Genomic DNA, 22,800 nt, shown 5'->3' with positions numbered 1-22,800 from the left:
GGAGTCTTCACCGGATCAGAACTGCACGTCCGCGCACTGGTAGAAGGCGTTGCCGGTGTCGGCGATGTCCCACACGGCGAGGATCAGGTGCCTGCCGGACTTCGCGGGCAGCTTGCCGGTGTGCGTGACGGTCCAGCCGGGCCGCTGGCCGCCGAACGGCACCGAGTAGAACGGCTGGCTCTCCAGCTGGTCGCGGGTCAGCGGCGCGGCCGGGTTCCAGCCGTTCTTGGTGATGAAGTAGCGGAACGACGTGGTGGCGTGCGCCGCGGTGAGCGTCCAGCTGAAGGTCATGTTGGACCCGCTGCTCACCTGCTTGGCCGGCCAGTTGCCGCCGCGCGGGTCGTCGAGCTGGGCGAACTGCCCGAGCCCGCCGGCGCAGATCTTGCCGTTGGCTGGACCGGCCGCCGGGAAGCCCTTCGGTCCCTCGACGCTCTGCGGTTCCCACTGGATCGGGCCGCAGTTGGTGACCGCCCCGGTCTTGCAGAGGTACGCGCGACTCGGGGCGTTGGTGGTGTATCCGTGGCCCTGCGCCACACCGGCGAGCACCACCGGCAACGCGACGCAGCCTGCCGCGATCGCGGCGATTCTGCCCAGGATTTTCTTGGCCATGCTTACTCCTTGGTGGATAAGCGAAGCGAAAACGGGGAGCTGGGTCCACCGAGTCTAAGTGACCACCGTCACCATGGTCTAGACCAAAACCCAATTGGACTAGACCAACGTCCCGCCGGCCACCACCAGTGACGCCACCCCTCGGCGCGCCCCCTCAATCGGACGCACCACGGCCAGCAAAACGGACACTCAGCACATACCGTGATCAACCCACCACGCGAACCGGGGAGAAGCGGCTCGGCTGAGGTGTTCGGTTGCCGCGGCCTGGTTCGGACGGGCGCAGGGCATGGCGCCGCACCATCGGGCTCCGCCGAACCGGAACAGGGCGCGGCAGCAGCCAGGCACGGCAACCAACGGGATCAGCCGAGCGGAAGCCAAGCCCCGGCAATCAACGGCCTCAGCCGAACCGGAGCCTGGGCTTCGACCACAACCGGCGCCCAGCCGAACAAAAGCCAAGCCCCGGCAATCAACGGAACCAGCCGAGATGGGGGCTCCGGGGGCATCCCCCGGCCGGGGGTGTGGGGGCTCGGCCCCCACAAAACATTGCGAGAATCGCCGCCGGGAAGGCGGCACGCCGACCACGCGGCACCACAAGATGCGAGCGGACGACGGGACTCGAACCCGCGACCCTCACCTTGGCAAGGTGATGCGCTACCAGCTGCGCTACGTCCGCATTGCCCCGGCGGTTCCCGCCGGTGCGGTGCACACTATACAACGGCCCGGAGGGGCAGTTTTACCCACCCGGACGGTGGCTCTTTGGTTACCCTTGGCGCACGAGGGGTGACGGCCACGAGTTCGCTCCGTATGGTGTCCACATTCAACCGAACGGGTTAGCGTTTGGCGGGGAGGTGCCTGGCTGGATGACCGAGCAGAGTACGGCGCCGCCTCCGCTGAGCGGGGAGCCCGAGCTCCTGCAGCGACTCCGCGACGGCGAGGATGCGGCGTTCGGCGAGCTGTTCGAGCTGCATGCGGCCGCGGTGCGCCGGTTGGCGCTGGGGTTGGCGGCGGACCGGTCGGAGGCCGAGGACATCACCGCGGAGACCTTCTTCCGCGTGTTGCAGGCGCTGCGCCGCGGTTCCGGCCCGCGGGACAACGTGCGCGCGTACCTGCTGACGGTCGCGCGGCGCGTGTCGTGGGAGTGGCACGGCGCCAAGCGCGACGTGCCGGTGTCCGAGGACGAGCTGAACCACCGCGCCGGTGCCGGTGCCGACGCGCACGCCCGTACCGCCGAGCACACGCTGATCACCCGCGCCTTCACCAGTCTCCCGGAGCGCTGGCGAACCGTGCTCTGGCAGACCGAAGTGGAGGGTGAGCAGCCCGCGGTGGTGGCTCCCCACTTCGGACTGAGCGCGAACGCGACCGCCGCGCTGGCTCGCCGTGCCCGCCAGGGCCTGCGCGCGGCCTACCTCCAAGCCCACCTGTCGGTGCACCGCGGCTCGGACGGCTGCCGCGCGGTGATCGAGAAGCTCGGCGGGTACACCGCGGGCAGCGTCACCGGCACCGAGGCCCGCCGAATCCAGGCGCACCTGCTGGGCTGCGCGTCGTGCCGGGCGACCGCCGACGAGCTGCGGGAGGTCTGTTCCTCGCTGCGGGCTCATTCCGGGGTGATCGTGCTGCTGCTGCCCGCATCCGCGCTCACCCTGGACGGTCTGCAGGCGGGCGGGTTGCTGGCCGGGCTGAAGGGGCTGTTGGTCGGCTCGAAGATGAAGGTCGGCATGGCCGTGGCGTCGACGGCGGCGGCCGGTGTGGTCGGGGTCGCGGTCGGCCCGATGGTGGACGAGTCGGCGCAGCCGTTCCGGCTGGGGCTGCCGGGACTCGCCGGGCAGGAGCTGATCGCCGCCGAGCCCGCGGTGGTGCCGCCGCCGGCGCCGGCGCGGCCGCCGGTGATCGCCACCGGCTCGCTGGTCAACGAAGTGCCGCCGTCGCCGGGTCCGCAACAGCCGCCGCACGAGCCAGGGCTCGGCCCGGCTGAGCTGCCCGCGCTGCCGGAGGGCGGCGCCGGTGGCGTGGTGCTGCCGGGCGAGCGCGACCTGCCCGGCACCGGCGACCAGCCCGGCGACGAGCCGATGGTCACCGACCCGAACAACCCGGACCCGAGCAACTCCCCGCGTGACGACGTCGAGCCGTACCCGGACGAGACCCTCAGCACCACCGACACCCCGCCGGAAACCAGCGAGCCCGCGACCTCCGAGGTGCCCGCGCCGAGCAGCAGCATCAAGCCCACGAGCACCAGCGACACCAGTGCGCCGGAGGACCAGCCCAGCGAGGAAGTGACCGCGTCGGCACCGAGCGCAACCACCGGGTGACTTTCCGATCTCGCGCCGGACGAGCGGCTCGCGGTACCGTGGTCGGGCTCATACCGCGCTGCTCGCCTGGAGGCTGAGGGATGAACCGCCTGGTACATGGTGCCGACGGTCGTGAATGGGTGCTCCGGAGCCAGCTGGAGTGGCGGCCCCCTGCCACCGCGGACGACTTCGAGCACGACGTCGCGGGCAGCCACACGCCCGGTATCGCGATGCTCTTCGTCACCGTGGTGCTCGCGGTGGTCCTGGTGGTGTGGATGCCGGAGGACGTGGTGGTGCCCAGCTGGGTGCTGCTGGCCCTGCTGCTGATCGTGATCTTCTTCCCGCTGCGCTGGATCCTGCGGCGGCCGTGGACGGTGGTCGCCGAGACCGAGGGCGACCCCACCGGCGAGCGCCCGTCGGAGCGCTGGGTGGGCACCGTGCGCGGCATGTTCACCGTGCGCGGGGAGATGAGCCGGATCGCCAAGACCATCCAGAAGCACTCGCTGCCCGATTTCGACGGGCCGCTGCACCCGGTGGAGTAGCTCATGCCCGAACTGCCCGAGGTCGAAGCGCTGGCGCACCACCTGCGTGAGTTCGCCGTCGGCCGGGTGGTCAGCCGGGTCGACGTGGCGTCGATGACGGTGCTCAAGACGGTCAGCCCGGCGTGGACCGAGCTGCACGGCCGCGAGGTCACCGGCGCCGGCCGGTTCGGCAAGCACCTCGACCTCGACTGCGACGGCATCCACCTGGTCACGCACCTGGCCAGGGCGGGCTGGCTGCGCTGGTCGGACTCGCTTTCGCCGACGCCGCCCAAGCCCGGCAAGGGACCGCTGGCGCTGCGGGTGCACCTGTCCGGTCCCGGGTTCGACCTGACCGAGGCGGGCACGAAGAAGGGGCTCGCGGTGTGGATCACCCGCGACCCCACCGAGATCCCGAGCATCGCGCGGCTGGGGCCGGACGCGCTGACCGTGGACCGGACGAAGCTGGCCGAGCTGTTCCACGGCCGGACCGAGCGGTTGAAGACCGCGCTCACCGACCAGTCCCTGATCGCCGGCATCGGCAACGCCTACTCCGACGAGATCCTGCACACCGCGAAGCTTTCCCCGTACGCCACCACCGGCAAGCTTTCCGAGGAGGCGCTGGACCGGCTGTCCGGCGCGATCTCCGGGGTGCTCACCGACGCCGTGGAGCGCTCGGTCGGCCAGGCGGCCGCGCGGCTGAAGGGCGAGAAGCGCTCTGGCCTGCGAGTGCACGCCCGCGCCGGGCTGCCGTGCCCGGTCTGCGGGGACACCGTGCGGGAGATCTCCTTCGCGGACAAGGCCTTCCAGTACTGCCCGACCTGCCAGACCGGCGGCAAGCCGCTGGCCGACCGGCGGCTGTCGCGGCTGCTCAAGTAGCCGGCTGGCAGAGTGCCGCGGACAAGGCGGGCAGCGGTCCCTCCCGCGGTCCCGGATACGGCTGCTTGCCCTGCCCGCCGACGTCGGCGCCCAGGTCGTAGCTGTTGAGCACGACCACGATCTGCCGCGACCGGTCTTCGCTGGTGTAGGCGAAGCTGAAGTACCCGGGTCCGGATCCCTGACTGCCCTGGACGCGTTGCGTGCCGCCCTCGCACGGCAGGGCGAACGGTTCGAGGCCGAGGCCCAGCGCGGTCAGCTCCGGCGGCAGCAGCTCGCCGCCGAGCAGCGCCCGCTGGAACTTCGCCACGTCGTCCACAGTGGACACGATGGCGCCCGCGGTCCAGTCGTAGGACGGGCTGAACGTGGTGTGGTCCTCGCGGGCGAGGTTGTACCCGTGCAGGTGGGGGCCGTGCAGCCGGGGATCCGTCAGCGGCAGCTCGGTGTGGTGCAGGCGCAGCGGCGCCAGGATGCGGTTCCGCAGCTCGGTGCCGAAGTCGTGCCCGGTGACGCGCTCCACGACCAGCCCGGCGAGCAGGTAGTTCGTGTTCGAGTACGCCGGCTCGGGATACGGCCCGTGCGCGACCGCGCGCCGGATCACCTCGGCCGGGGTGATCACGTGGCCCCAGTCCTGGTGCTCCAGGTAGGGCGCGAAGAACTCCGGCGTGGACGCCGGGTCGTAGACGCGGCTGGTGTGGTCGAGCAGCTGCCGCACGGTGACACCGCGGTCGGGGAGCACGCCGGGCAGCCAGCGCTCGACCGGGTCGTCCAGGCCCAGCTCACCCTCGGCGACCAGCTGCAGCAGGACCGTCGCGGTGAACGACTTGGTGATGCTGGCGGTGCGGAACCGCTGGTGCGGCCGGGCGCGCTCGCCGGTGGCCAGGTTCGCCACGCCGACGCCGAACCGCCGTTCGCGCTCGCCTTCGCGCACGTACGCGAGCGCGCCGGGGAACCCGTTCGTGACGTTGGCGCGCAACTCTAAGTGAACTGGGTCCGCCGCCGCGGTGACCGGGCTCACGCCCGCCGCGAGCACTCCGGCGACCAGCGCGCCCACCAGGAGCTTCCGTGATCGGTTCGTCATGCACCGAGCGTGCTGCCCGGCCCGGCACCGGGCCAGCCGGTGAACCACCAGGTCAGCGGTGGGGGCTCCCCCACCGGTGTAACAATGGGTAGCACCGTGTTGCTGATCATGCACAGAAAGTGGAGGAAAGCCCCTTGCACCCGGATGCCGGAGCGCAGAGCATAAACGCCGTGTCCGGGTTGCCCCTCGCGCAGATCATCCCGTGGAGCGTCGCCGCCGTCGCGGTGATCCTGCTGATCGTCGTGCTCGTCCGGAGCCGCCGTCCGGCGAGCTTCGTCGACGACGCGGTGCTCGAAGCCGTCCGCCGGATGTCCAAGGCGACCCCGGACCTGCGGCGCGGTCTCGACGAGAGCTCCGCCGACCGGATCACCACGCAGATGCTGGAGACGCTCAAGTGCGTGGCGGTCGGCATCACCGACGCCGACGGCACGCTGCTGTCCTGGGACGGCGAGGCCAACGAGCACTACGACGACCTGCGCGACGCGATCGCGGTGACCATCCGGCGGCACCGGCGCGAGGTGGTCGGCCACGAGAAGCTGCCCTGCAACCACCGCGGCAACTGCCTGATGCGCACCGCGGTGATCGTGCCGCTGATCGTCGAGGAGCAGACCCAGGCGGTGCTGATCGTGGTCGGCCGGACGCGCGGCAAGCGGCTGGTCGAGATGGCCGACGCGGTTTCGCAGTTCGTCTGCACGCAGTTCGAGCTGGCGCGGCTGGAGGATTCCAAGCTCCAGCTGCAGCAGGCCGAGGTGAAGGCGCTGCGGGCGCAGATCTCACCGCACTTCGTCTACAACGCGCTGAACACCATCTCGTCGCTGATCCGCACCGACCCGGAGGAAGCCCGCGAGCTGCTGCAGGAGTTCGCCGACTTCACGCGGTACATCTTCCGCAGTTCCGGCATGTTCACCTCGCTCGCCGAGGAACTGCGGAACATCGACCGCTACCTGACCATCGAGAGCGCGCGGTTCGCCGGGAAGCTCAACGTCCGGCTGAAGATCGCGCCCGAGGTGCTCTCGGTGGTGGTGCCGTTCCTGATCATCCAGCCGCTGGTGGAGAACGCGGTCAAGCACGGGCTGTGGAACAAGCCGAACGGCGGCACGGTCACCGTGATCGCGCAGGACCACGGCAACGAGGCGCTGATCAGCGTGGAGGACGACGGCGTCGGCATGGACCCGGCGCGGTTGTCCGAACTGCACGACTCGCACCAGACCGGCGCGCACGTCGGGCTCGGCAACATCAACCAGCGCATGCGGCAGCTCTTCGGTGACGAGTACGCGCTGACCGTGGAGACCGCGCCGGGCGCGGGCATGAAGGTGACGCTGCGCGTGCCGAAGTACGCGCGCGGGGTGCGCGCCAGCGTGCCGGAGTACACCGAGTCGCCGGACCGCGAGCCCGCCGCCGACTCGGTGCCCGCCGCGGTGGTGCACCAGCCGGTGGTGCAGCCGCAGCGGGGCCGCAGCCACGCCGCGCGGCACCGCCCGCAGGCCACGCGCGAGGGCAGGCCGACGGCGGCGGGACCCCGCTGACCGCCGGTAGGGTGGCGCCATGAGCGTGACGGACAAGCTGACCTCCCGGATCCCCGGCCTCGCCGACCGCGGTGACCGCAAGGACGTGGTCTCGGTGGTGAAGCTGCACGGGGTGATCACCCCGCAGGCCTCGCCGCTGACCAGAGGAGCGATCAACCTGTCCGCGGTGGAGAGCGCGCTGACCCGCGCCTTCGACCACGACCGGCTCAAGGCGGTCGCGCTGCTGATCAACTCGCCGGGTGGCGCGCCCACCCAGTCGGGGCTGGTCGCCGAGCGCATCCGGCAGCTCGCGGACAAGAAGGGCGTGCCGGTGCTGGCCTTCGCCGAGGACGTCGCGGCGTCGGGCGGGTACTGGCTGGCCTGCGCGGCCGACGAGATCTTCGCGCACCGCACCTCGCTGGTCGGCTCGATCGGCGTGATCAGCGGCGGGTTCGGGTTCACCGGCCTGCTGGAGCGCTTCGGCGTGGAGCGGCGGCTGCACACCGCGGGGGAGAACAAGTCGCGGCTCGACCCGTTCAGCCCGGAGAAGCCCGAGGACGTCGAGTGGCTGAAGAAGCTCCACTCGCAGCTGCACGAGCTTTTTGTGACGTGGGTGAAGGAGCGCCGCGGCGACCGGCTCAACGCCGGCGACGAGCTGTTCACCGGGGATGTGTGGCTGGGCGCGAAGGCGGTTGAGCTGGGCCTGATCGATGGTGTCGGGAACCTGCGCGAGGTGCTCGCGGAGCGCTACCCGGACGCGGAGATCGCCGTGGCGGAGCCGAAGAAGCCGCTGCTGGCGAAACTCGGCATCGGCGCCCCGGCCGCTTCGCTCCTCGAAGCCGTGTCGGCAAAAGCCACCTGGGCCCGCTTCGGGCTCTAGGCGCTTCGGCTGAGCTGGGCTTTGTCCGGTTGACGGTGGTTTGACCGATCGTCGGTCACGGTTAGTGATTGCGTGTGCTACCTGAACGGGCTACAGACACCGGGTCGGGGCTGGGTTCTCATAGGCGTGTCTTTGTTGTTGGCCACAACAAAACCACTCTCCCCACTGGTACGGGTTGACAAGGAGGTCATCCCCATGCCCGTTCCTCCCCACTCCCCACCTGCCCGGAAACCCCGCAAAGCCCGGAAAAGCCGCCTCACCAGGGCGGCCGTCGCGGCGGCCGCCGCTGCCGCGTTGATCACCGTTCCGCTGACCGTGCCCGCGGGTGCGTCGGTCCCGCCACCGCCCACCGGCTGGACGCAGGTCTGGGCCGACGACTTCGACGGTGCTGCCGGCACCCTGCCCAACGGCAACAACTGGCGGTTCAGCCTCGGCCACGGTTATCCCGGCGGGCCCGCGAACTGGGGCACCGGCGAGATCGCCGCCCACACGAACAACCCGGCCAACGTCAGCCTCGACGGCAGCGGCAACCTGCGCATCACGCCGCTGCGCGACGGCGCCGGGAACTGGACCTCGGCCCGGATCGAGACCAACAAGCAGGACTTCAAGGCACCGGAGAACGGCGTGCTCCGGGTGGAAAGCCGGTTGCAGATGCCGAACGTCACCGGTGACGCCGCACTGGGCTACTGGCCCGCCTTCTGGATGCTCGGCTCGCCCTACCGCGGCAACTGGTGGAACTGGCCCGGCATCGGCGAGTACGACATCATGGAAAACGTCAACGGCCTCAACTCCGTGTGGGGCGTGCTGCACTGCGGCACCGCGCCCGGCGGGCCGTGCAACGAGAACAACGGCATCGGCGCCAGCCGCCCGTGTCCCGGCACCAGCTGCCAGTCCGGGTTCCACACCTACGGCTTCGAGTGGGACCGCAGCACCAGCCCGAACCAGCTGCGCTGGTACGTCGACGGCCAGCAGTTCCACCAGGTCAGCCAGAACCAGCTGGACGCGACCACGTGGCACAACATGACCAGCCACGCTGGCTACTTCATCATCCTCAACGTGGCCATGGGCGGTGCCTTCCCGAACGGCGTGGCCGGGTTCGGCACGCCGACCGCGGCCACCGTGCCCGGTCACCCGATGGTGGTCGACTACGTGGCCGCGTGGACCCGCGGTGGTGGTGGCACCGGAAACCCCGGCGGCACCGACGCCTACGGCACCATCCAGGCCGAGAACTACCAGCAGCAAAGCGGCCTGAGCACGCAGCTCACCACCGACTCGGGTGGCGGCCAGAACGTGGCCACCGCGGCGAACGGCGACTGGGCCAGGTACAACGGCGTCAACTTCGGCTCGCAGACCGCCACCCAGTTCAAGGCGCGGGTGGCTTCCGGGGCGGCCGCGGGGGTGAGCGGGCTGGTCGAAGTGCGGCTGGACAGCCTGTCGAATCCGCCGATCGGGTCGTTCTCGGTGGCCAACACGGGTGGGTGGCAGAGCTGGCGGACCATCCCGGCCAACATCAGCGGGGTCACCGGCACCCACGACGTCTACCTGAGCTTCCGCAGCGGTCAGCCGTCGGACTTCGTCAACGTCAACTGGTTCTCCTTCGCACCGTAACCAATCGGCGACGCGGGGGCAGCAGACATTCCGCCCCCGCGTCGCCTATAACTGAGGCTGGACATCGCCACTTTCACTAGGCAGGATGCTTGTCACTGTGAGTACACACGAAGACACTTCGGGACTCCTGGTGCTGGCCGTCGACGACGAGCCGCACGGGCTGTCGGAACTCGCCCACTGCCTGGAGAACAATCCGCACATCCGGCGGATCTTCACCTGCACCGACGCCACCGACGCGCTGCGCCTGCTCGCCTCCGACGACGCCGAGGTGCGCTACCGCAAGGACCGCGGCATGGCACCGGTGGACGCGGTGTTCGCCGACCTCAACATGCCCGGCCTGTCCGGCATGGAGATGTCGCGGGTGTTCGCCACGCTCAACCCGGCCCCGGTGCTGGTTTTTGTCACCGGGCACCCGGAGGAGGCGGTGAACGCCTTCGACCTCGGCGCGGTCGACTACGTGCTCAAGCCGTGCAAGCAGGAACGGCTGGACAAGGCCATCAAGCGGGTGCTGCAGTCGCTGCAGGCCGCGCCCGCGCCCGCCGCCCCGGCCGGGCAGGAGCCGGTGAAGACCGACGACGAGGTGATCGCGGTCGAGCTGGCGGGCAACACCAAGCTCATCCCGCGCGCCAACGTCCGCTGGGTCGAGGCGCAGGGCGACTACGCCCGGCTGTTCACCACCGACGGCAGCCACCTCGTCCGCATTCCGCTGGCCCAGCTCGAAGAACGGTGGGAGAAGGCGGGTTTTGTCCGCATCCACCGCTCGTACCTGGTCGCGCTGCAGCTGATCACCGAGCTGCGCATGGGCCAGGGCGGCTACCAGGTGGTCATCGGCAACGAGGAGAAGCTGCTGCCGGTGAGCCGCCGTCACACCCGTGAGCTGAAGGATCGGCTGGTCGGCTCCTCGCGGAACGGCTAGCCATGACGCTCGGAGGGGACCCGTACCGCCAGATCGGCGGGGTGCGCGAACCCGACCCGACGCTGGGCAAGAACCTGGGCAGGCAGGCGCGCGCCGAACCGGTGCCCGCCTCGAAGACCGAGCCGGTGCCGTCCGGCCCGCTGCCCGCCGAGCACCGCGAACCCGAGCACCACGCGCGGCCGCGCCGCCAGCGGGTGGTGCTGTCCGGGCCGAAGCAGTCGAACGCGCTGCGCGCCCGCGTCGAGCTGGAGGAGCAGACCAGCTGGGGCGAGCTGCTGATCAAGGACCTGGTCAAGGCGCAGCTGCGCACCGGCGTGCTGCTCGGGCTGCTGGTGGTGGTGCTGCTCGGCGCGCTGCCGCTGGCGTTCTTCCTGTCCCCGGGGTTCGCCGGGTTGCGGGTGATCGGCGTGCCGGTGGCGTGGCTGCTGCTCGGGGTGGCGCCGTTCCCGCTGCTGCTGGGCGTCGGCCTGTGGTACAACCGCCTGGCCGAACGCCATGAGCGGGCCTTCGTCGACATGATCGAGAACTGACTTCCACGTCCCGCGTGCGAGGATCTTCGAGTGCAGCTGAACCCGTGGGCGCTGACCGGCATCGTGCTGGTCGGCATGGTCACGTTCTACCTCGGCCACCGGTCTTCGCGGTTCGCCAGCAGTACGCACGACTTCCTGGTCGCCCGCCGGACCGTGCGGTCCCGGCGCAACGCGGCGGCGATCTCCGGTGAGTACCTGTCGGCGGCCTCGTTCCTCGGCGTCGCGGGCATCGTGCTCAAGGAGGGCGCCGACGCGCTCTGGTTCCCGATCGGGTTCACCGCCGGTTACCTGGCGCTGATGCTCTTCGTGGCGGCGCCGCTGCGGCGGTCCGGTGCCTACACGCTGCCGGACTTTCTCGAGGCCCGGCTCGGTTCGATGGCGCTGCGCCGGTTCTCCACCGCGTTCGTGGTGTTCATCGGCATTCTCTACATGGTCCCGCAGCTGCAGGGCGCCGGGCTCGGGCTGACCACCATTCTCGGCACGCCGGCCTGGGTCGGCGCGGTGGTGGTGACCGTGGTGGTGACCATCAACGTGATCGCCGGTGGCATGCGCGCGATCACCGTGGTCCAGGCGTTCCAGTACTGGCTGAAGCTGTTCGCCATCGCCGCGCCCACTTTTGTGCTGTGCGTGGTGTTCATCGGCGGGGGCGGCGGCCCGACGGCCGGTTCGCTGGGCACGCCGGCGCCGCCGGTGTTCCCCGAGGAAACCACCGTCGACGTGCAGACCCCGGTCACGCTGGAGGTCGCCGTGCCGACCGTGCTCTACGCCGACGGCGTGGTGGACGGTGTGCGGTCCGACGGCGTGGTGTTCTGGTCGCCGGAGGTGCGCCCCGAGGTCGGCGAGGGCACCGAGCTGCGTTTCCCGGCCGGGTCGCCGGTGCCGGTGGTGACCGGCGCGGTCACCGACAACGCGACCTGGCTGCTGCCCGCCTCCGACGACATCACCGACCTGCTCAGCACGTATTCGCTGATGTTCGCGACCTTTCTCGGCACGATGGGCCTGCCGCACGTGCTGGTCCGCTTCTACACCAATCCCGACGGCAAGGCCGCGCGCCGGACCACCGTGCACGTGCTGCTGCTGCTCGGGCTGTTCTACCTGTTCCCGGCGCTGCTCGGCGCGCTGTCCCGGCTGTACGTGCCGCAGCTGCTGGTCACCGGGCAGACCGACGCCGCGGTGCTGATGCTGCCGTCGGCGGTGCTCGGCGGGGTCGGCGGGCAGATCCTTGGCGCGGTCACCGCCGCCGGGGCGTTCGCGGCGTTCCTGTCCACCGCGTCCGGGTTGCTGGTCAGCGTCGCCGGGGTGCTGTCCACCGACGTGCTGCCCGGCCGGGTCCGCGACTTCCGGCTGGCCGCGGTGCTGGTGGCGATGGCCCCGCTCGGCATCGCGCTGGCGTTGCGCCAGGACGACCTGTCGCTGAGCGTGGGCATGACCTTCGCGCTGGCCGCGTCCACCTTCAGCCCGATGCTGCTGCTCGGCATCTGGTGGCGGAAGCTGACCTGGACCGGGGCGATGGCGGGCATGGTGGTCGGCGGCACGCTGGTGCTGGGCGCGCTGGCGATCAACATCATCAGCGGGTACACCGGCGACTGGGCGCCGTGGTTCACCGTGCAGCCCGCGTTGTTCACCGTGCCCGCGGCCTTCGTGGCCACCATGGTGGTCAGCAAGGCGACCGCGCGCCGGGTGCCCGACGATCTGAACGCGGTGATGCTGCGCCTGCACGCGCCGGATCCGCTGGGCTTCATGCGCGACCGGGCGGTGGCCCGGTTCGGCCAGGCGGAGGAGAAGGTGCGTCCCGGGCGCGGTGGCAGGCACCGGAAATAACGATTCTACTCACGGTTACCCCGACCCCCTGATCGTGTGGCCTGCGTAACTCCCCCATCAGGAGGATGATCCTCGGCAAGCCGCTTGATCGAGGGAGGTATCCAGTGAGCACCAGCGAACCGGTAACCGAAGCCGACTGGAAGCGTGTGCAGGCCAGTCCGGAGTTCCGCCAACTCCGCAGGCGCCTGCGGAACTTCGTTTTCCCGATGACCGCGTTGTTCCTCGGCTGGTACCTGCTCTACGTGGTGCTGGCCGACTACGCGCACGGGTTCATGTCCACCAAGCTGGTCGGCAACATCAACGTCGGCCTGGTGCTGGGGCTGCTCCAGTTCGTCTCGACCTTCGTGATCACCGGGCTCTACGTGCGCCACGCCAACCGTCATCTCGACCCGGTCGCGGACCAGATCCGTCACGAAGTCGAGGGCACAGAGGAGGGCGCGAAGTGAACCTGGCGCAGGGAGTCCAGGGGTCCAACCCCGCGCTGAACATCAGCATCTTCGGTGCTTTTGTGGTGGTGACGCTGGTGATCGTGTTCCGCGCGTCGCGGAACACCAAGACCGCGTCGGACTACTACGCCGCCGGTCGCGCGTTCTCCGGTCCGCAGAACGGCGTCGCGATCGCCGGTGACTACCTTTCGGCCGCCTCGTTCCTCGGCATCGCCGGGGCCATCGCGGTCTACGGATACGACGGGTTCCTGTACTCGATCGGGTTCCTGGTCGCCTGGTTGGTGGCGTTGCTGCTGGTGGCGGAACTGCTGCGGAACACCGGCAAGTTCACCATGGGCGACGTGCTGGCCTTCCGCATGAAGCAGCGCCCGGTGCGCGCGGCGGCGGCGACCTCGACGCTGGCGGTGAGCTTTTTCTACCTGCTGGCCCAGATGGCGGGCGCGGGCATCCTGGTGTCGCTGCTGCTCGGCATTTCCAGCACCGCCGGGCAGGCCGTGGTGATCGCCGTGGTCGGCGTGGTGATGATCATCTACGTGCTGGTCGGCGGCATGAAGGGCACCACGTGGGTGCAGATCATCAAGGCCGCGCTGCTGATCACGGGTGCGTTCGCGATGACCGTGTGGGTGCTCGCGCGGTACGGCTTCAACCTGTCGGACCTGCTGGGCAGCGCCGTCGAGCGCGCCGGTTCGGACTCCGTGCTGAACCCCGGCGCGCGGTACGGCGTCTCGGACACCTCGAAGATCGACTTCCTGTCGCTGGGCATCGCGCTGGTGCTCGGTACGGCGGGTCTGCCGCACGTGCTGATGCGCTTCTACACCGTGCCGACCGCGAAGGACGCGCGGAAGTCGGTGGTCTGGGCGATCGGCCTGATCGGGCTGTTCTACCTGTTCACCCTGGTGCTGGGCTACGGCGCGGGCGCCATCGTCGGCAAGGACGCGATCAACAAGGCACCGGGCAAGGAGAACTCGGCGGCACCGCTGCTGGCGCAGGCACTCGGCGGGCCGGTGCTGCTCGGGTTCATCGCGGCGGTGGCCTTCGCGACCATCCTGGCCGTGGTCGCCGGGCTCACCATCACGGCCTCGGCGTCCTTCGCGCACGACGTGTACGCCAACGTGATCAAGAAGGGCAAGGTCTCCGACTCCAACGCCGAGGTCCGCGTCGCGCGGATCACCGCGGTGGTGATCGGGGCGGTGGCCATCGTCGGCGGCATTCTCGCCAAGGACCAGAACGTCGCCTTCCTGGTGGCGCTCGCGTTCGCGGTGGCGGCGTCGGCGAACCTGCCGACCATTCTCTATTCGTTGTTCTGGAAGCGGTTCAACACCTCGGGCGCGTTGTGGTCGATCTACGGCGGCCTCGGCGTCACGGTCGTGTTGATCATCTTCTCGCCCGCGGTGTCCGGGTTGCCGACGTCGATGATCAAGGGCGTGGACTTCCACTGGTTCCCGCTGCAGAACCCCGGGCTCGTCTCGATCCCGGTGTCGTTCTTCCTCGGCTGGCTGGGCACGGTCCTGTCGAAGGAGCACAACGAGGACAAGTACGCCGAAATGGAGGTGCGCTCGCTCACCGGCGCGGGCGCGGAAAAGGCGGTGCCGCACTGAGGTGACCACGCCAGAGGCCCTGTTCACACGCGCTGAACGCGGCTTCGTGCGAGCATGGTGCCGTGGTGAACCCTGCTGAAGTGCCCACTGTGGACGTGACCGAGCTGCCCGGCGAGTTCGCGCTGCTCGACGTCCGCGAGAACTACGAGTGGGCCGCGGGGCACGCGCCCGAAGCCGTGCACATCCCGATGAGCCAGCTGCCCGGCAGGCTCGCCGAACTGCCCGAAGCCACCCCGCTGTACGTGATCTGCCGCAGCGGGGTGCGCTCGGCGAACGTCGCGGCCTGGCTGAACGGCCAGGGCCGCGACGCGGTCAACGTCGCGGGCGGCATGGAGTCCTGGCACGCCAACGGCAGGCCGATGGTCACCGAACAGGGTGCCGAGCCGCAGGTGGTGTGAGCGTGCACCCGCCAAACCCACCGCACCCCCATCCCCAGCACCATCCTCACTACCCCCAGCACTACCAGCAGCGTCCGCACGTGCCGCGGCCACCGCAGCGCGTGCGCTGGGTGGCGACCCCGCCCTACGGCCCGGTGCACCGCCGCCGCGCGGTCGATCACCGGTACCACGGCCCGCCGTCGTACCGGGTGCCGCCGCGCTGGGGCTTTCCGAACGTGGTCTGGCGGCTGCCGACGGCCGTGCCCGGCACCCCGTCCAACGCCCCGCGCCCGGCCCAGCGGCTGCGCGTGCTCTCCCGCAACGCCACCGTGCTGCTGTGGGTCCTGGCCGGGTTCGCCGGGCTGGCCGCGCTGGCCGAGGGCTGGCGGTACGTGCTGCTGCTGATCAGCCGGGACTCCGCGCTCGACGCCGACGTGGTCGGCGCCTCCGACGCGCTCGTGCTCACCGCGTCGCTGCTCACCTTCGCGCTCGCCCTGTTCGCCGCCGGGGTCAGCCTGTGGTGGCTGCTGGTCGCGCGGGTGGTCGCCGCCGACGAGCTGGGGGAGCGCCCGGCCCGGCCGCCGTGGCAGGTGGTCGCGGGGTTCTTCGTGCCCGGCCCGAACCTGGTGGTCGCCGGATCGATCGTCGCGGAGACCGAGCACAGCGTGCTGCGGCGTCCCGGCACCGAGCGCCCGCGCCCGTCACGCCTGGTGCTGGGCTGGTGGGGTGCCTGGGTGCTGAATGGCGTGCTGCTGGTCGTCTCGGTGGTCTGGCGGCTGCGGGACGGCGTGCAGGCGCAGGCCGACGGGGTGTTCCTGGCCGTGCTGACCGACGGCTCGGCGGCCGCGCTGGCCGTGCTCACCGCGTTGCTGGTCCGCCGGATGACCGGCCTGCTGGCGCCGGTCGGCGAGGACAAGCTGCGGCACCTGCGCGTGCTCAGCGTGACCGGCGCGCCCGAGCCCGAACTGCGCCCGGCCCGCCCGGCTACCGCACCCCGGTGACGAGCAGTTCCTGGTAGCCGCGCATCACGAACTCCGGGCGGCGCGGCGGTTCCCCGGCCAGCTCCAGTTCCGGGAGCGTGGTCAGCGCGCGGAACGCGGCGGCGATCTCCACCCTGGCCAGCGGCGCGCCGAGGCAGAAGTGGATGCCCGCGCCGAAGCCGAGGTGCGGGTTGGGCGAGCGCGTGACGTCGAAGGTGTCCGGCTCGGCGAACACCTCCGGGTCGCGCGCGGCGGCCCCGAGCAGCGCGGCGATCTTCTGGCCCTCTTCCACGCGGAACCCGGCGATCTCCACGTCCTCGGTGGCGGTCCGCTCGAACAACTGCAGCGGCGAGTCGAACCGGATCGCCTCCTCCACCGCCGAATCGAGGTGCGACGGGAGCAACGCCCACTGGTCGCGGCGGTCGAGCAGCGCACGCAGGCCGTTGCCCAGCACGTTCACCGTGGCTTCGTGCCCGGCCATCAACAGGAGCACGGCGGTGGCGACCAGTTCGTCGTCGGAGAGCCTGCCGTTGTTGTCGTCGCGGACGCGCACCAGGTCGCTGATCAGGTCGTCGCCCGGGTTCGCGGCCCGCTCGGCCGACAGTTCCCGCAGGTAGGCGACGAACTCACCGGCCGCGGTTTCGGCCGCCACGCGCTTGTCCTCGGGCAGCCCGTACTCGTACATCTTCACGATCTGGTTCGACCACGGCACCAGCCGCGACCGGTCGGCCTCGGGCACCCCGAGCAGTTCGGCGATCACCTCGACCGGCAGCGGCTGCGCGACCTCGGCGAGGAAGTCCGCGGTGCCCTCGTCGCGGACGCGCTCGGCGAGGCGGCCGACCAGCCGACCGGCGATCTCCTCGACACGCGGCCGCAGGCGTTCGACGTGCCCGCGCGCGAAAGCCGAGGACACCAGGCGCCGCAGCCGCGTGTGCGCGGGCGGTTCGTTCTCCAGCAAGGAGTTCCGGTGCAGCAGGTTGAACGAGACGAACTGCTCGGCCGGGGTCGCGTCACGCCAGATGCGGCCGAGCGACCGGTGCCGCAGCACCGCCGAGGCCGCCGGGTGGGCCACCGCGATGGCCAGCCCGAGCCCGTCGTGGCGGTGCACCGGCGCCTTCGCCCGCAGCTCGGCGAACGCCGGATAGGGATCGGTCAGGAACTCGGGGTCGCTCGGGTCGAACACGGCAAGAGCTTATCCGTTCGGTACCGTCGGCCCGACCGATCGCGAGGAGGAACTGTGGGCAAAGCGGCGCGCAAGAGGGGCCCGAAGAAGAAGGACGGCGCTCCCAAGAAGGTTCGCGAAGTCTTTGTCGGCCAGCCGTTCGAAGGGCTCGCCGCGGAGCCGGAGCTGATCGCGCTGCGTGAGTTCGTCCCGTCCGCGACCGTCGAGCTGCCCCTCAAGAACACCGAGGGGCGCAAGGTGGTGCTCGGCACCGTGCTGCCGATGGCCGCCGCCGCGTTCGTCCGTGCCGACGGTCAGGCCTTCGTCGGCCTCCAGGTGCAGACCCGGTCCACCGACGTCAGCCGCGACATCGGCCGGTCGATCCGCTGGGCGCTCGAGGCCAAGGAGGGCGACGTGCTCTCCGTGCCGGACACCATCACGCCCGGCGGTGAGGGCGAGCGGCTGCAGGACCTGCTGGACCCGGCCGCCGAGCTCGACGTCCAGATGCACACCGACTTCTCGTGGTGGCTGCCCGAGGGCACCGAGGCCGAGGGTGAGGTGGCGTTGTCGCTGGAGCGCGCGAACGGCGCGATCATGCCGTCCGAGCGGCTCGGCACCGGCGCGTACTGGGTCGACGCCGGCGAGAAGGCGCACCTGCGCTGGGTGCGGCCGGAGCCGGAGGGCAAGGTGCTGCAGGCGCTGGCCCGCCTCTCCGCCGCCGGTGAGATCGGCCTCGGCGAGGACTCGCGGTACGCCGGTTCGTTCCGCGCGCACGGCCTGCTGGTGCCGGTGTGGGACCTCGACCCCGAGGCGCACGCCCGCGAATGGGCCGAGCCCGCGCAGCAGCTCGGCGAGCGCCTCGACAAGGCGCTGGCCTCGCTCGACGAGGAGCCGCTCAACGCCGCCGAACGCCGCGCGCGCGACGGGCTGATCGGCCGTCAGATCACCATTCGCTAGATGCTGCTGCACATCTGCTCGAAGCAGGACTGGGAGTCGAGCGAGGGCGCCTATCGCGCGCCCTCGCTCGATGACGCCGGCTTCATCCACTGCTCCGACCCGGGGACCGCGCACCTGCCCGCGGACGCCCTCTACGCCGGGCGCACCGACCTCGTGCTGCTGGAGATCGACCCGGCTCGCCTCGACGTGCCGCTGCGCTGGGAGGACGGCGACCCGCCGCACCCGGCCGGCGTCCGGTTCCCGCACGTCTACGGCCCGATCCCGCGCGAAGCCGTGGTCGCGGTGCACGAGTTCCCGCCCGGCCCGGACGGCCGCTTCCACCTGCCACCGGCCATCGCGAACCGGTAACGCCCCGCAACGGCCACCCGTTCGGTGCGTCTGTCCGATCGGGCGGCACCGATGGACAACCTGCGGGGGCGCGGATGCGTGAGTCAGACGGTGGGGAGCGGTCGAGCACCGGGATTGGAGGCGATACGGTGACCGCGTGCGCGCCGGTTGCGCCGGCCCTTTCGCTGGCCGGGAGCCGTGTCGTCGAGGCGCGCCGGGAGAGGGGAACGGCGGTGTCGGGCGACCTCGTTGACTTCGAGGAGTTCGTCACGGCCAACCTGCCCGGGCTGATGCGCTACGGGCACGCGCTGACCGGCAATCCGCACGACGCCGCCGACCTGGTCCAGACGGTGCTGGAGAAGATCGGCTCCCGCTGGACCCACGTGCAGCGCAAGACCGGCGACCCGATGGCCTACATCCGGCGCTCGATGGCCAACGCGCACATCAGCCGGTGGCGGCGGACCAAGCGGGAGAACCTGGTCGCCGACATCCCGGACGCCCGGCCGTACGAGCACGCCGACCCGTTCGAGCACGAGCCGCTGTGGCAGGCGTTGCGCGCGCTGCCGCCGAGGCAACGCGCCGTGGTGGTGCTGCGTTACTACGAGGGACTGTCCGAAGCGGAGATCGCGGCCTCGCTCGGGGTCAGCCAGGGCACGGTGAAAAGCCAGGCCAGCAAGGCTCTCGCGTCCCTGCGCGTGAAGCTGAAGCCGGCGGTGGAAGGCAGCGGAGGGAGGGAAGCGGGATGAGCGACGACGACGAACTGGCCGGTGAACTGCGCCGGTTGTTCGACGACGAACGCCTCGCGCTGCGTCCCTTGCCGGACGCGGGGAAGCTGATCGCCGCCGGGGCCAAGCGCCGCCGGGTCCGCCGTCGCCGGATGTCCGTCGCGGGTGGGGCGCTCGGCGTGGTCGCACTGGTCGCCGGTGGTTTCGCGCTGACCGGCGGCGGGTTCCGCCACGAGGTGCCGTCGCCGGTGGCCCAGCCGCCGGGGATCGACCCCACCCTGCAGATCGGCCCGAGCGTCACGATGATCCCGGCGCCACAGCCGACCAGCCAGCCGCCGGCGCCGCCCGCCGCGCAGCCGCCGCCGATCCACCAGCCCGGCCTGCCGTCGGCGCCGCCGCCGGCCCCGGCGCACTCCACCCCGCCCGAAGCCTCGGCCCAGACGGGGGTGAAGGGGCCGGTCATCGGGCCGGGTGGCTACGGCAAGCTCCAGCTGAACTCGAGCATGGAGCAGGCTTCCTCGGTGGGCATCAACTTCACGCCGGAGAACGCCGGTGGCGTGGACGGCGGGTGCACCACCTACTACTTCAGCGGAACGGGCGTGCCCAGCGGCGGCTCGGTGGTCGTCTCACCGACCCGCGGCGTGGTGTACATCAACCCGTCGGTGCCCGCGACCACCCCGGAGGGCATCGGCGCCGGTGCCACGCGCGAGCAGCTGCGGAAGACCTATCCGGAGGCGACCACCGGGCCCAACGGCGACGTGGTCCCGCTCGGCAACGGTTACCGGTACCGCGTGGTGGTGGGCGGGGCCGAGGTGGTCGAGCACGTCTACCTCGACGACAGCAGGCAGGACTGCTACGAGTGAACCCGGGCCCTCCACTGGAGGACCCGGGTTCGACGAGGTCAGCCCTCGCGGGCCGTCAGATGGCGCCGCCGGCCACCGGGGGCATCAGCGGGTCGTCGCCGCCGTCGCCGACCGATTCGCGGGCGAGCCAGTTCTCCACCTCGAACATGTTCCCGTTGGCGCGCTGGACGATGGTGAGCAGGGTGGACATCGCGGAGATCTCCTCGACCTGCTCCTTGAGGAACCACTGGACGAACTGCTCGGAGATGTAGTCGTCCTCGTCGCGGGCGGCCTTGGCCAGCGTCTTGATGTCGGCCGCGACCTCCTTCTCCTGCGCGAGGGCGAGTTCGATCAGCTCGTGCACCTCGGAGAAGTCGTTGCGGACCTCCCCGGTGCCGGGGATCTCGACGTGGTGGTCGGTGTCCAGCATGTACTGCACGAGCGCGAGGGCGTGGTTGCGCTCCTCGTTCGCCTGCCGGAAGAAGTGCTTCGCCAGCTGCGGCAGGTCCTCGTTCTCGAACCAGACCGCCAGCGCGATGTACTGCTGCGAGGCGTTGAACTCGTTGTGCACCTGCTGCTGGAGCAGCTCGTAGAACTTCGAACGCGGATTCTTCTTGGTGAGGGCCATGTATTCAACGGTAACAAAGCCCGGCAATTTTCTCCAATTCAGGCTGGTGATTCCCGCCCTATTAGGTTACCATTCCCAAAAGTAGGCGGAACTAATTTTGTTTAGCCTTACCTAATTCATTCATGCGTTCCCGTGCATTTCACCGCAGCGAGTCCCGCACCACCGGGCACGACATGCAGCGCGGCCCGCCGCGGCCGGAGCCGAGTTCGGAGCCGGCGATCCGCAGCACCTCGATGCCCGCCGCCTCCAGCCGTTCGTTCGTCTCCACGTTCCGCTCGTAGCCGACCACCACACCCGGCGCCACGGCGAGCGTGTTGTTCCCGTCGTCCCACTGCTCGCGTTCCGCGGTCACCGGGTCGAGGCCGGTGTCGATCACCCGCAGCCGGTCGATGTCCATCGCCTTGGCCGCCGCGGTCAGGAACGGCTCCGGCCCGTCCACCCGCAGCGCGCCGTCGTCGCCGGTGTACAGCGTGTACGCCACCAGCGAATCCCTGGCCAGCGGGTACATCACCACCGCGTCGGTGTTCACCATCGTGCAGACGGTGTCCAGGTGCATGGTGGCGCGCGACTGCTCGATCGGCACCGCCAGCACGGTGTGCGCGAGGTTGTCGGCGAACACCGAGCGCGCCAGCGATTCCGCGCCCGCCGCGGAAGTCCGTTCCCCGACGCCGATCGCCACCACGCCCGGCGCCAGCAGCATCACGTCGCCGCCTTCGATGGGCGCGGAATGCGCGCCGTAGGCACGCGCGGCCTGCCGGAATCGCGGGTGGTAGGCGTAAACCAGGTCGAGCACCGCGGTTTCCCGGCGGCGGGCTGGCATGGTCAGCGAGGAAATGGCGACGCGGTCGGCGATCCACGCCGAAGAATCACGGGTGAATAACAGGTTCGGCAGCGGGTCGACGGCGAAATCACGCGGGTGGTTCATTTTCCGGACCAGCGAAGCGCCCTCGGCGGCGGGCAGTTCCTCGAAGGTCATTCCGGCCATCAGCACCTCGGCCAGCGCCACCGAGTCCACAGAGGACAGATGGGACCGGAGCACGTCGGCCAGCTCGGCGCCGAGCCTGCGGTCGTCCACCGCGGCGTGCACCCCGGCGGCGTGCGCGCGCGGGTCGTCCAGCGCGCTGCGCAGCAGCTCGGGCAGCAGCAGCACCTCGACCCCGCGCCCGCGCAGCACCTCGGCGAAGGCGTCGTGCTCCTCCTGGGCGCGGTCCACCCACGGAATCGAGTCGAACAGGAGCTGGTCGTTGTTGCGCGGCGTGAGGCGCTTCAGCTCGGCGCCCGGGCGGTGCAGCAGGACCGAGCGCAGTGGGCCGACCTCGCTTTCCACCAGCGGCGCGGACAAGGTCTCGGAAGTCGCTTGCTCGACGGTCACGTGCTGAGACTAATCACTGACCAACCACTTCAGTGCCGGTAATGGTTCGGTAAGCGCCCGGAGCCTGGTCACCACGCGGGCGGTGGCCCAGGGTGGACGCATGTCGCGCAAGAAGAAGATCCTGCTGGCCGCGCTCGGGCTCGGGCTGGTGGTGGCCGCCGCCGGGCTGTGGGCGTTCCAGCCGTGGAAGGCGTTCACCCGCAGCACGGTGGACGAGGCGCTGCCCGTGGCGCCGGTGGCCGTGGCCACCGCACCTCCGGCCGAAACCACGTCCGTCGAAACCACGGTGACTCCGCCGAAGCCGCCCGAACCCCGTGACCTGGCCACCGGCGAGTTCGTCAGCCAGGAACACGACACCAGCGGCAAGGCACGCGTGGTGGACCTCGGCGACGGCAACCGCGTGCTGCGCCTGGAGGGCTTCTCCACCTCCGACGGCCCGGACGTGCACGTGTGGCTCAGCCAGGCCACCGCGGGTGGCGAATGGGGCAAGTACGACGACGGTGCCGTGGTCAAGCTCGGCAAGATCAAGGCAACCGACGGCAACCAGAACTACGCCATTCCGGCCGACGCCGAGCTGACCGGCCTGCGCAGCGTGGTCATCTGGTGCGACCGGTTCAACGTCGCGTTCGGCTCCGCGCCACTGGCCCTCTGAAAAATCCCCGGAAAATCCCCCGAAAAGAAGCACCGCGGAGGTCGTTCCGGCGCGCTCCCGTTCGTAGGTTCGGTGCGAGGACAACCCGGACAGAACGGAGACACC

General features: G+C 70.5%; 23 protein-coding genes and 1 tRNA gene. 18 read left to right on the top strand and 6 right to left on the bottom strand.

The window, feature by feature from the left end; all coding sequences use genetic code 11:
• Positions 1-15: 15 nt before the first annotated feature.
• Positions 16-609, bottom strand: coding sequence for a lytic polysaccharide monooxygenase auxiliary activity family 9 protein (locus A4R43_RS29020; protein ID WP_113695196.1), 594 nt, complete (start codon positions 607-609; stop codon positions 16-18).
• 600 nt (positions 610-1,209) lie between these two features.
• Positions 1,210-1,282 (bottom strand) — tRNA-Gly (locus A4R43_RS29015).
• A gap of 187 nt (positions 1,283-1,469) precedes the next feature.
• Between A4R43_RS29015 and A4R43_RS29010 the strand changes: the two genes are divergently transcribed.
• From A4R43_RS29010 to A4R43_RS29000, 3 genes are all read left to right on the top strand, one after another.
• On the top strand, positions 1,470-2,915 hold the full coding sequence (locus A4R43_RS29010) for a sigma-70 family RNA polymerase sigma factor (RefSeq protein ID WP_113695195.1): 1,446 nt from the start codon (positions 1,470-1,472) through the stop codon (positions 2,913-2,915).
• An 80-nt stretch (positions 2,916-2,995) separates the two neighbouring features.
• Positions 2,996-3,436 (top strand): DUF983 domain-containing protein, encoded by a 441-nt coding sequence (locus tag A4R43_RS29005; protein ID WP_113695194.1) that lies wholly within the window; start codon positions 2,996-2,998, stop codon positions 3,434-3,436.
• Between the two features lie 3 nt (positions 3,437-3,439).
• On the top strand, positions 3,440-4,291 hold the full coding sequence (locus tag A4R43_RS29000) for a DNA-formamidopyrimidine glycosylase family protein (RefSeq protein WP_113695193.1): 852 nt from the start codon (positions 3,440-3,442) through the stop codon (positions 4,289-4,291).
• Here the strand turns inward: A4R43_RS29000 and A4R43_RS28995 are convergent.
• Complete coding sequence (locus A4R43_RS28995) at positions 4,284-5,369, bottom strand: serine hydrolase domain-containing protein (protein WP_113695192.1); 1,086 nt, start codon at positions 5,367-5,369, stop codon at positions 4,284-4,286. The genes A4R43_RS29000 and A4R43_RS28995 overlap by 8 nt on opposite strands.
• Before the next feature lie 161 nt (positions 5,370-5,530).
• Here A4R43_RS28995 and A4R43_RS28990 point away from each other — a divergent pair, with 161 nt between their 5' ends.
• The 10 genes from A4R43_RS28990 (at position 5,531) to A4R43_RS28945 (ending at position 16,051) form a co-directional block, all read left to right on the top strand.
• Positions 5,531-6,895, top strand: a complete 1,365-nt coding sequence (locus A4R43_RS28990; protein ID WP_113697967.1) for a sensor histidine kinase — start codon at positions 5,531-5,533, stop codon at positions 6,893-6,895.
• A gap of 19 nt (positions 6,896-6,914) precedes the next feature.
• Complete coding sequence (locus A4R43_RS28985; protein WP_113695191.1) at positions 6,915-7,754, top strand: S49 family peptidase; 840 nt, start codon at positions 6,915-6,917, stop codon at positions 7,752-7,754.
• 195 nt (positions 7,755-7,949) lie between these two features.
• Positions 7,950-9,362 (top strand): glycoside hydrolase family 16 protein, encoded by a 1,413-nt coding sequence (locus A4R43_RS28980; RefSeq protein ID WP_113695190.1) that lies wholly within the window; start codon positions 7,950-7,952, stop codon positions 9,360-9,362.
• A gap of 85 nt (positions 9,363-9,447) precedes the next feature.
• A complete protein-coding gene (locus A4R43_RS28975; RefSeq protein WP_162788639.1) occupies positions 9,448-10,278 on the top strand; it encodes a LytR/AlgR family response regulator transcription factor in 831 nt (276 codons plus the stop codon).
• 2 nt (positions 10,279-10,280) lie between these two features.
• A complete protein-coding gene (locus A4R43_RS28970) occupies positions 10,281-10,808 on the top strand; it encodes a hypothetical protein (RefSeq protein WP_113695189.1) in 528 nt (175 codons plus the stop codon).
• 30 nt (positions 10,809-10,838) lie between these two features.
• Positions 10,839-12,629, top strand: coding sequence for a sodium/solute symporter (locus A4R43_RS28965; RefSeq protein ID WP_113695188.1), 1,791 nt, complete (start codon positions 10,839-10,841; stop codon positions 12,627-12,629).
• A 104-nt stretch (positions 12,630-12,733) separates the two neighbouring features.
• Entirely contained in the window at positions 12,734-13,075 is a 342-nt protein-coding gene (locus A4R43_RS28960) for a DUF485 domain-containing protein (protein WP_236808347.1), read from the top strand.
• The gene (locus tag A4R43_RS28955) at positions 13,072-14,673 is read left to right on the top strand and encodes a solute symporter family protein (protein ID WP_113695186.1); all 1,602 of its coding nucleotides are present in this window, start codon (positions 13,072-13,074) and stop codon (positions 14,671-14,673) included. Before A4R43_RS28960 ends, A4R43_RS28955 begins: the two co-directional genes overlap by 4 nt.
• 62 nt (positions 14,674-14,735) lie before the next feature.
• Positions 14,736-15,071, top strand: coding sequence for a rhodanese-like domain-containing protein (locus A4R43_RS28950; protein ID WP_162788638.1), 336 nt, complete (start codon positions 14,736-14,738; stop codon positions 15,069-15,071).
• Positions 15,072-15,151: 80 nt separating this feature from the next.
• Entirely contained in the window at positions 15,152-16,051 is a 900-nt protein-coding gene (locus A4R43_RS28945; RefSeq protein WP_113695184.1) for a DUF4328 domain-containing protein, read from the top strand.
• On the opposite strand, the gene A4R43_RS28940 is transcribed toward A4R43_RS28945, so the two are convergent.
• A complete protein-coding gene (locus A4R43_RS28940) occupies positions 16,035-17,213 on the bottom strand; it encodes a cytochrome P450 (protein ID WP_113695183.1) in 1,179 nt (392 codons plus the stop codon). The genes A4R43_RS28945 and A4R43_RS28940 overlap by 17 nt on opposite strands.
• 54 nt (positions 17,214-17,267) lie before the next feature.
• On the opposite strand from A4R43_RS28940, the gene A4R43_RS28935 reads away from it, so the two are divergent.
• The 4 genes from A4R43_RS28935 to A4R43_RS28920 all read left to right on the top strand — a co-directional run bounded on the left by A4R43_RS28935 (position 17,268) and on the right by A4R43_RS28920 (position 20,064).
• Positions 17,268-18,149: a DUF5926 family protein gene (locus A4R43_RS28935; RefSeq protein WP_113695182.1), complete on the top strand. Its 882-nt coding sequence runs from the start codon at positions 17,268-17,270 to the stop codon at positions 18,147-18,149.
• Complete coding sequence (locus tag A4R43_RS28930; protein ID WP_113695181.1) at positions 18,150-18,497, top strand: DUF952 domain-containing protein; 348 nt, start codon at positions 18,150-18,152, stop codon at positions 18,495-18,497.
• A gap of 212 nt (positions 18,498-18,709) precedes the next feature.
• A complete protein-coding gene (locus tag A4R43_RS28925; protein ID WP_113695180.1) occupies positions 18,710-19,222 on the top strand; it encodes a SigE family RNA polymerase sigma factor in 513 nt (170 codons plus the stop codon).
• The gene (locus tag A4R43_RS28920) at positions 19,219-20,064 is read left to right on the top strand and encodes a hypothetical protein (RefSeq protein WP_113695179.1); all 846 of its coding nucleotides are present in this window, start codon (positions 19,219-19,221) and stop codon (positions 20,062-20,064) included. The genes A4R43_RS28925 and A4R43_RS28920 overlap by 4 nt, the downstream gene beginning before the upstream one ends.
• Before the next feature lie 55 nt (positions 20,065-20,119).
• On the opposite strand, the gene A4R43_RS28915 is transcribed toward A4R43_RS28920, so the two are convergent.
• Positions 20,120-20,671: a ferritin gene (locus A4R43_RS28915; protein ID WP_113695178.1), complete on the bottom strand. Its 552-nt coding sequence runs from the start codon at positions 20,669-20,671 to the stop codon at positions 20,120-20,122.
• A 139-nt stretch (positions 20,672-20,810) separates the two neighbouring features.
• Positions 20,811-21,998 (bottom strand): arginine deiminase, encoded by a 1,188-nt coding sequence (locus A4R43_RS28910; protein ID WP_113697965.1) that lies wholly within the window; start codon positions 21,996-21,998, stop codon positions 20,811-20,813.
• Positions 21,999-22,143: 145 nt separating this feature from the next.
• Between A4R43_RS28910 and A4R43_RS28905 the strand changes: the two genes are divergently transcribed.
• A complete protein-coding gene (locus tag A4R43_RS28905; protein WP_113695177.1) occupies positions 22,144-22,695 on the top strand; it encodes a DM13 domain-containing protein in 552 nt (183 codons plus the stop codon).
• Positions 22,696-22,800 lie beyond the last annotated feature (105 nt).

The sequence above is a fragment of the Amycolatopsis albispora genome (assembly GCF_003312875.1).
Classification (GTDB): domain Bacteria; phylum Actinomycetota; class Actinomycetes; order Mycobacteriales; family Pseudonocardiaceae; genus Amycolatopsis; species Amycolatopsis albispora.
Note: the sequence above shows the minus strand (reverse complement) of the source record. Positions and strands in the feature narration are given on the sequence as shown.

Excerpts from the sequence above, each read along its gene's own strand:
- A4R43_RS29020 (WP_113695196.1), bottom strand. The coding sequence starts at position 609 with ATGGCCAAGAAAATCCTGGGCAGAATCGCCGCGATCGCGGCAGGCTGC.
- A4R43_RS29010 (WP_113695195.1), top strand. The coding sequence starts at position 1,470 with ATGACCGAGCAGAGTACGGCGCCGCCTCCGCTGAGCGGGGAGCCCGAG.
- A4R43_RS29005 (WP_113695194.1), top strand. The coding sequence starts at position 2,996 with ATGAACCGCCTGGTACATGGTGCCGACGGTCGTGAATGGGTGCTCCGG.
- A4R43_RS29000 (WP_113695193.1), top strand. The coding sequence starts at position 3,440 with ATGCCCGAACTGCCCGAGGTCGAAGCGCTGGCGCACCACCTGCGTGAG.
- A4R43_RS28995 (WP_113695192.1), bottom strand. The coding sequence starts at position 5,369 with ATGACGAACCGATCACGGAAGCTCCTGGTGGGCGCGCTGGTCGCCGGA.
- A4R43_RS28985 (WP_113695191.1), top strand. The coding sequence starts at position 6,915 with ATGAGCGTGACGGACAAGCTGACCTCCCGGATCCCCGGCCTCGCCGAC.
- A4R43_RS28980 (WP_113695190.1), top strand. The coding sequence starts at position 7,950 with ATGCCCGTTCCTCCCCACTCCCCACCTGCCCGGAAACCCCGCAAAGCC.
- A4R43_RS28975 (WP_162788639.1), top strand. The coding sequence starts at position 9,448 with ATGCTTGTCACTGTGAGTACACACGAAGACACTTCGGGACTCCTGGTG.
- A4R43_RS28970 (WP_113695189.1), top strand. The coding sequence starts at position 10,281 with ATGACGCTCGGAGGGGACCCGTACCGCCAGATCGGCGGGGTGCGCGAA.
- A4R43_RS28930 (WP_113695181.1), top strand. The coding sequence starts at position 18,150 with ATGCTGCTGCACATCTGCTCGAAGCAGGACTGGGAGTCGAGCGAGGGC.
- A4R43_RS28920 (WP_113695179.1), top strand. The coding sequence starts at position 19,219 with ATGAGCGACGACGACGAACTGGCCGGTGAACTGCGCCGGTTGTTCGAC.
- A4R43_RS28915 (WP_113695178.1), bottom strand. The coding sequence starts at position 20,671 with ATGGCCCTCACCAAGAAGAATCCGCGTTCGAAGTTCTACGAGCTGCTC.
- A4R43_RS28905 (WP_113695177.1), top strand. The coding sequence starts at position 22,144 with ATGTCGCGCAAGAAGAAGATCCTGCTGGCCGCGCTCGGGCTCGGGCTG.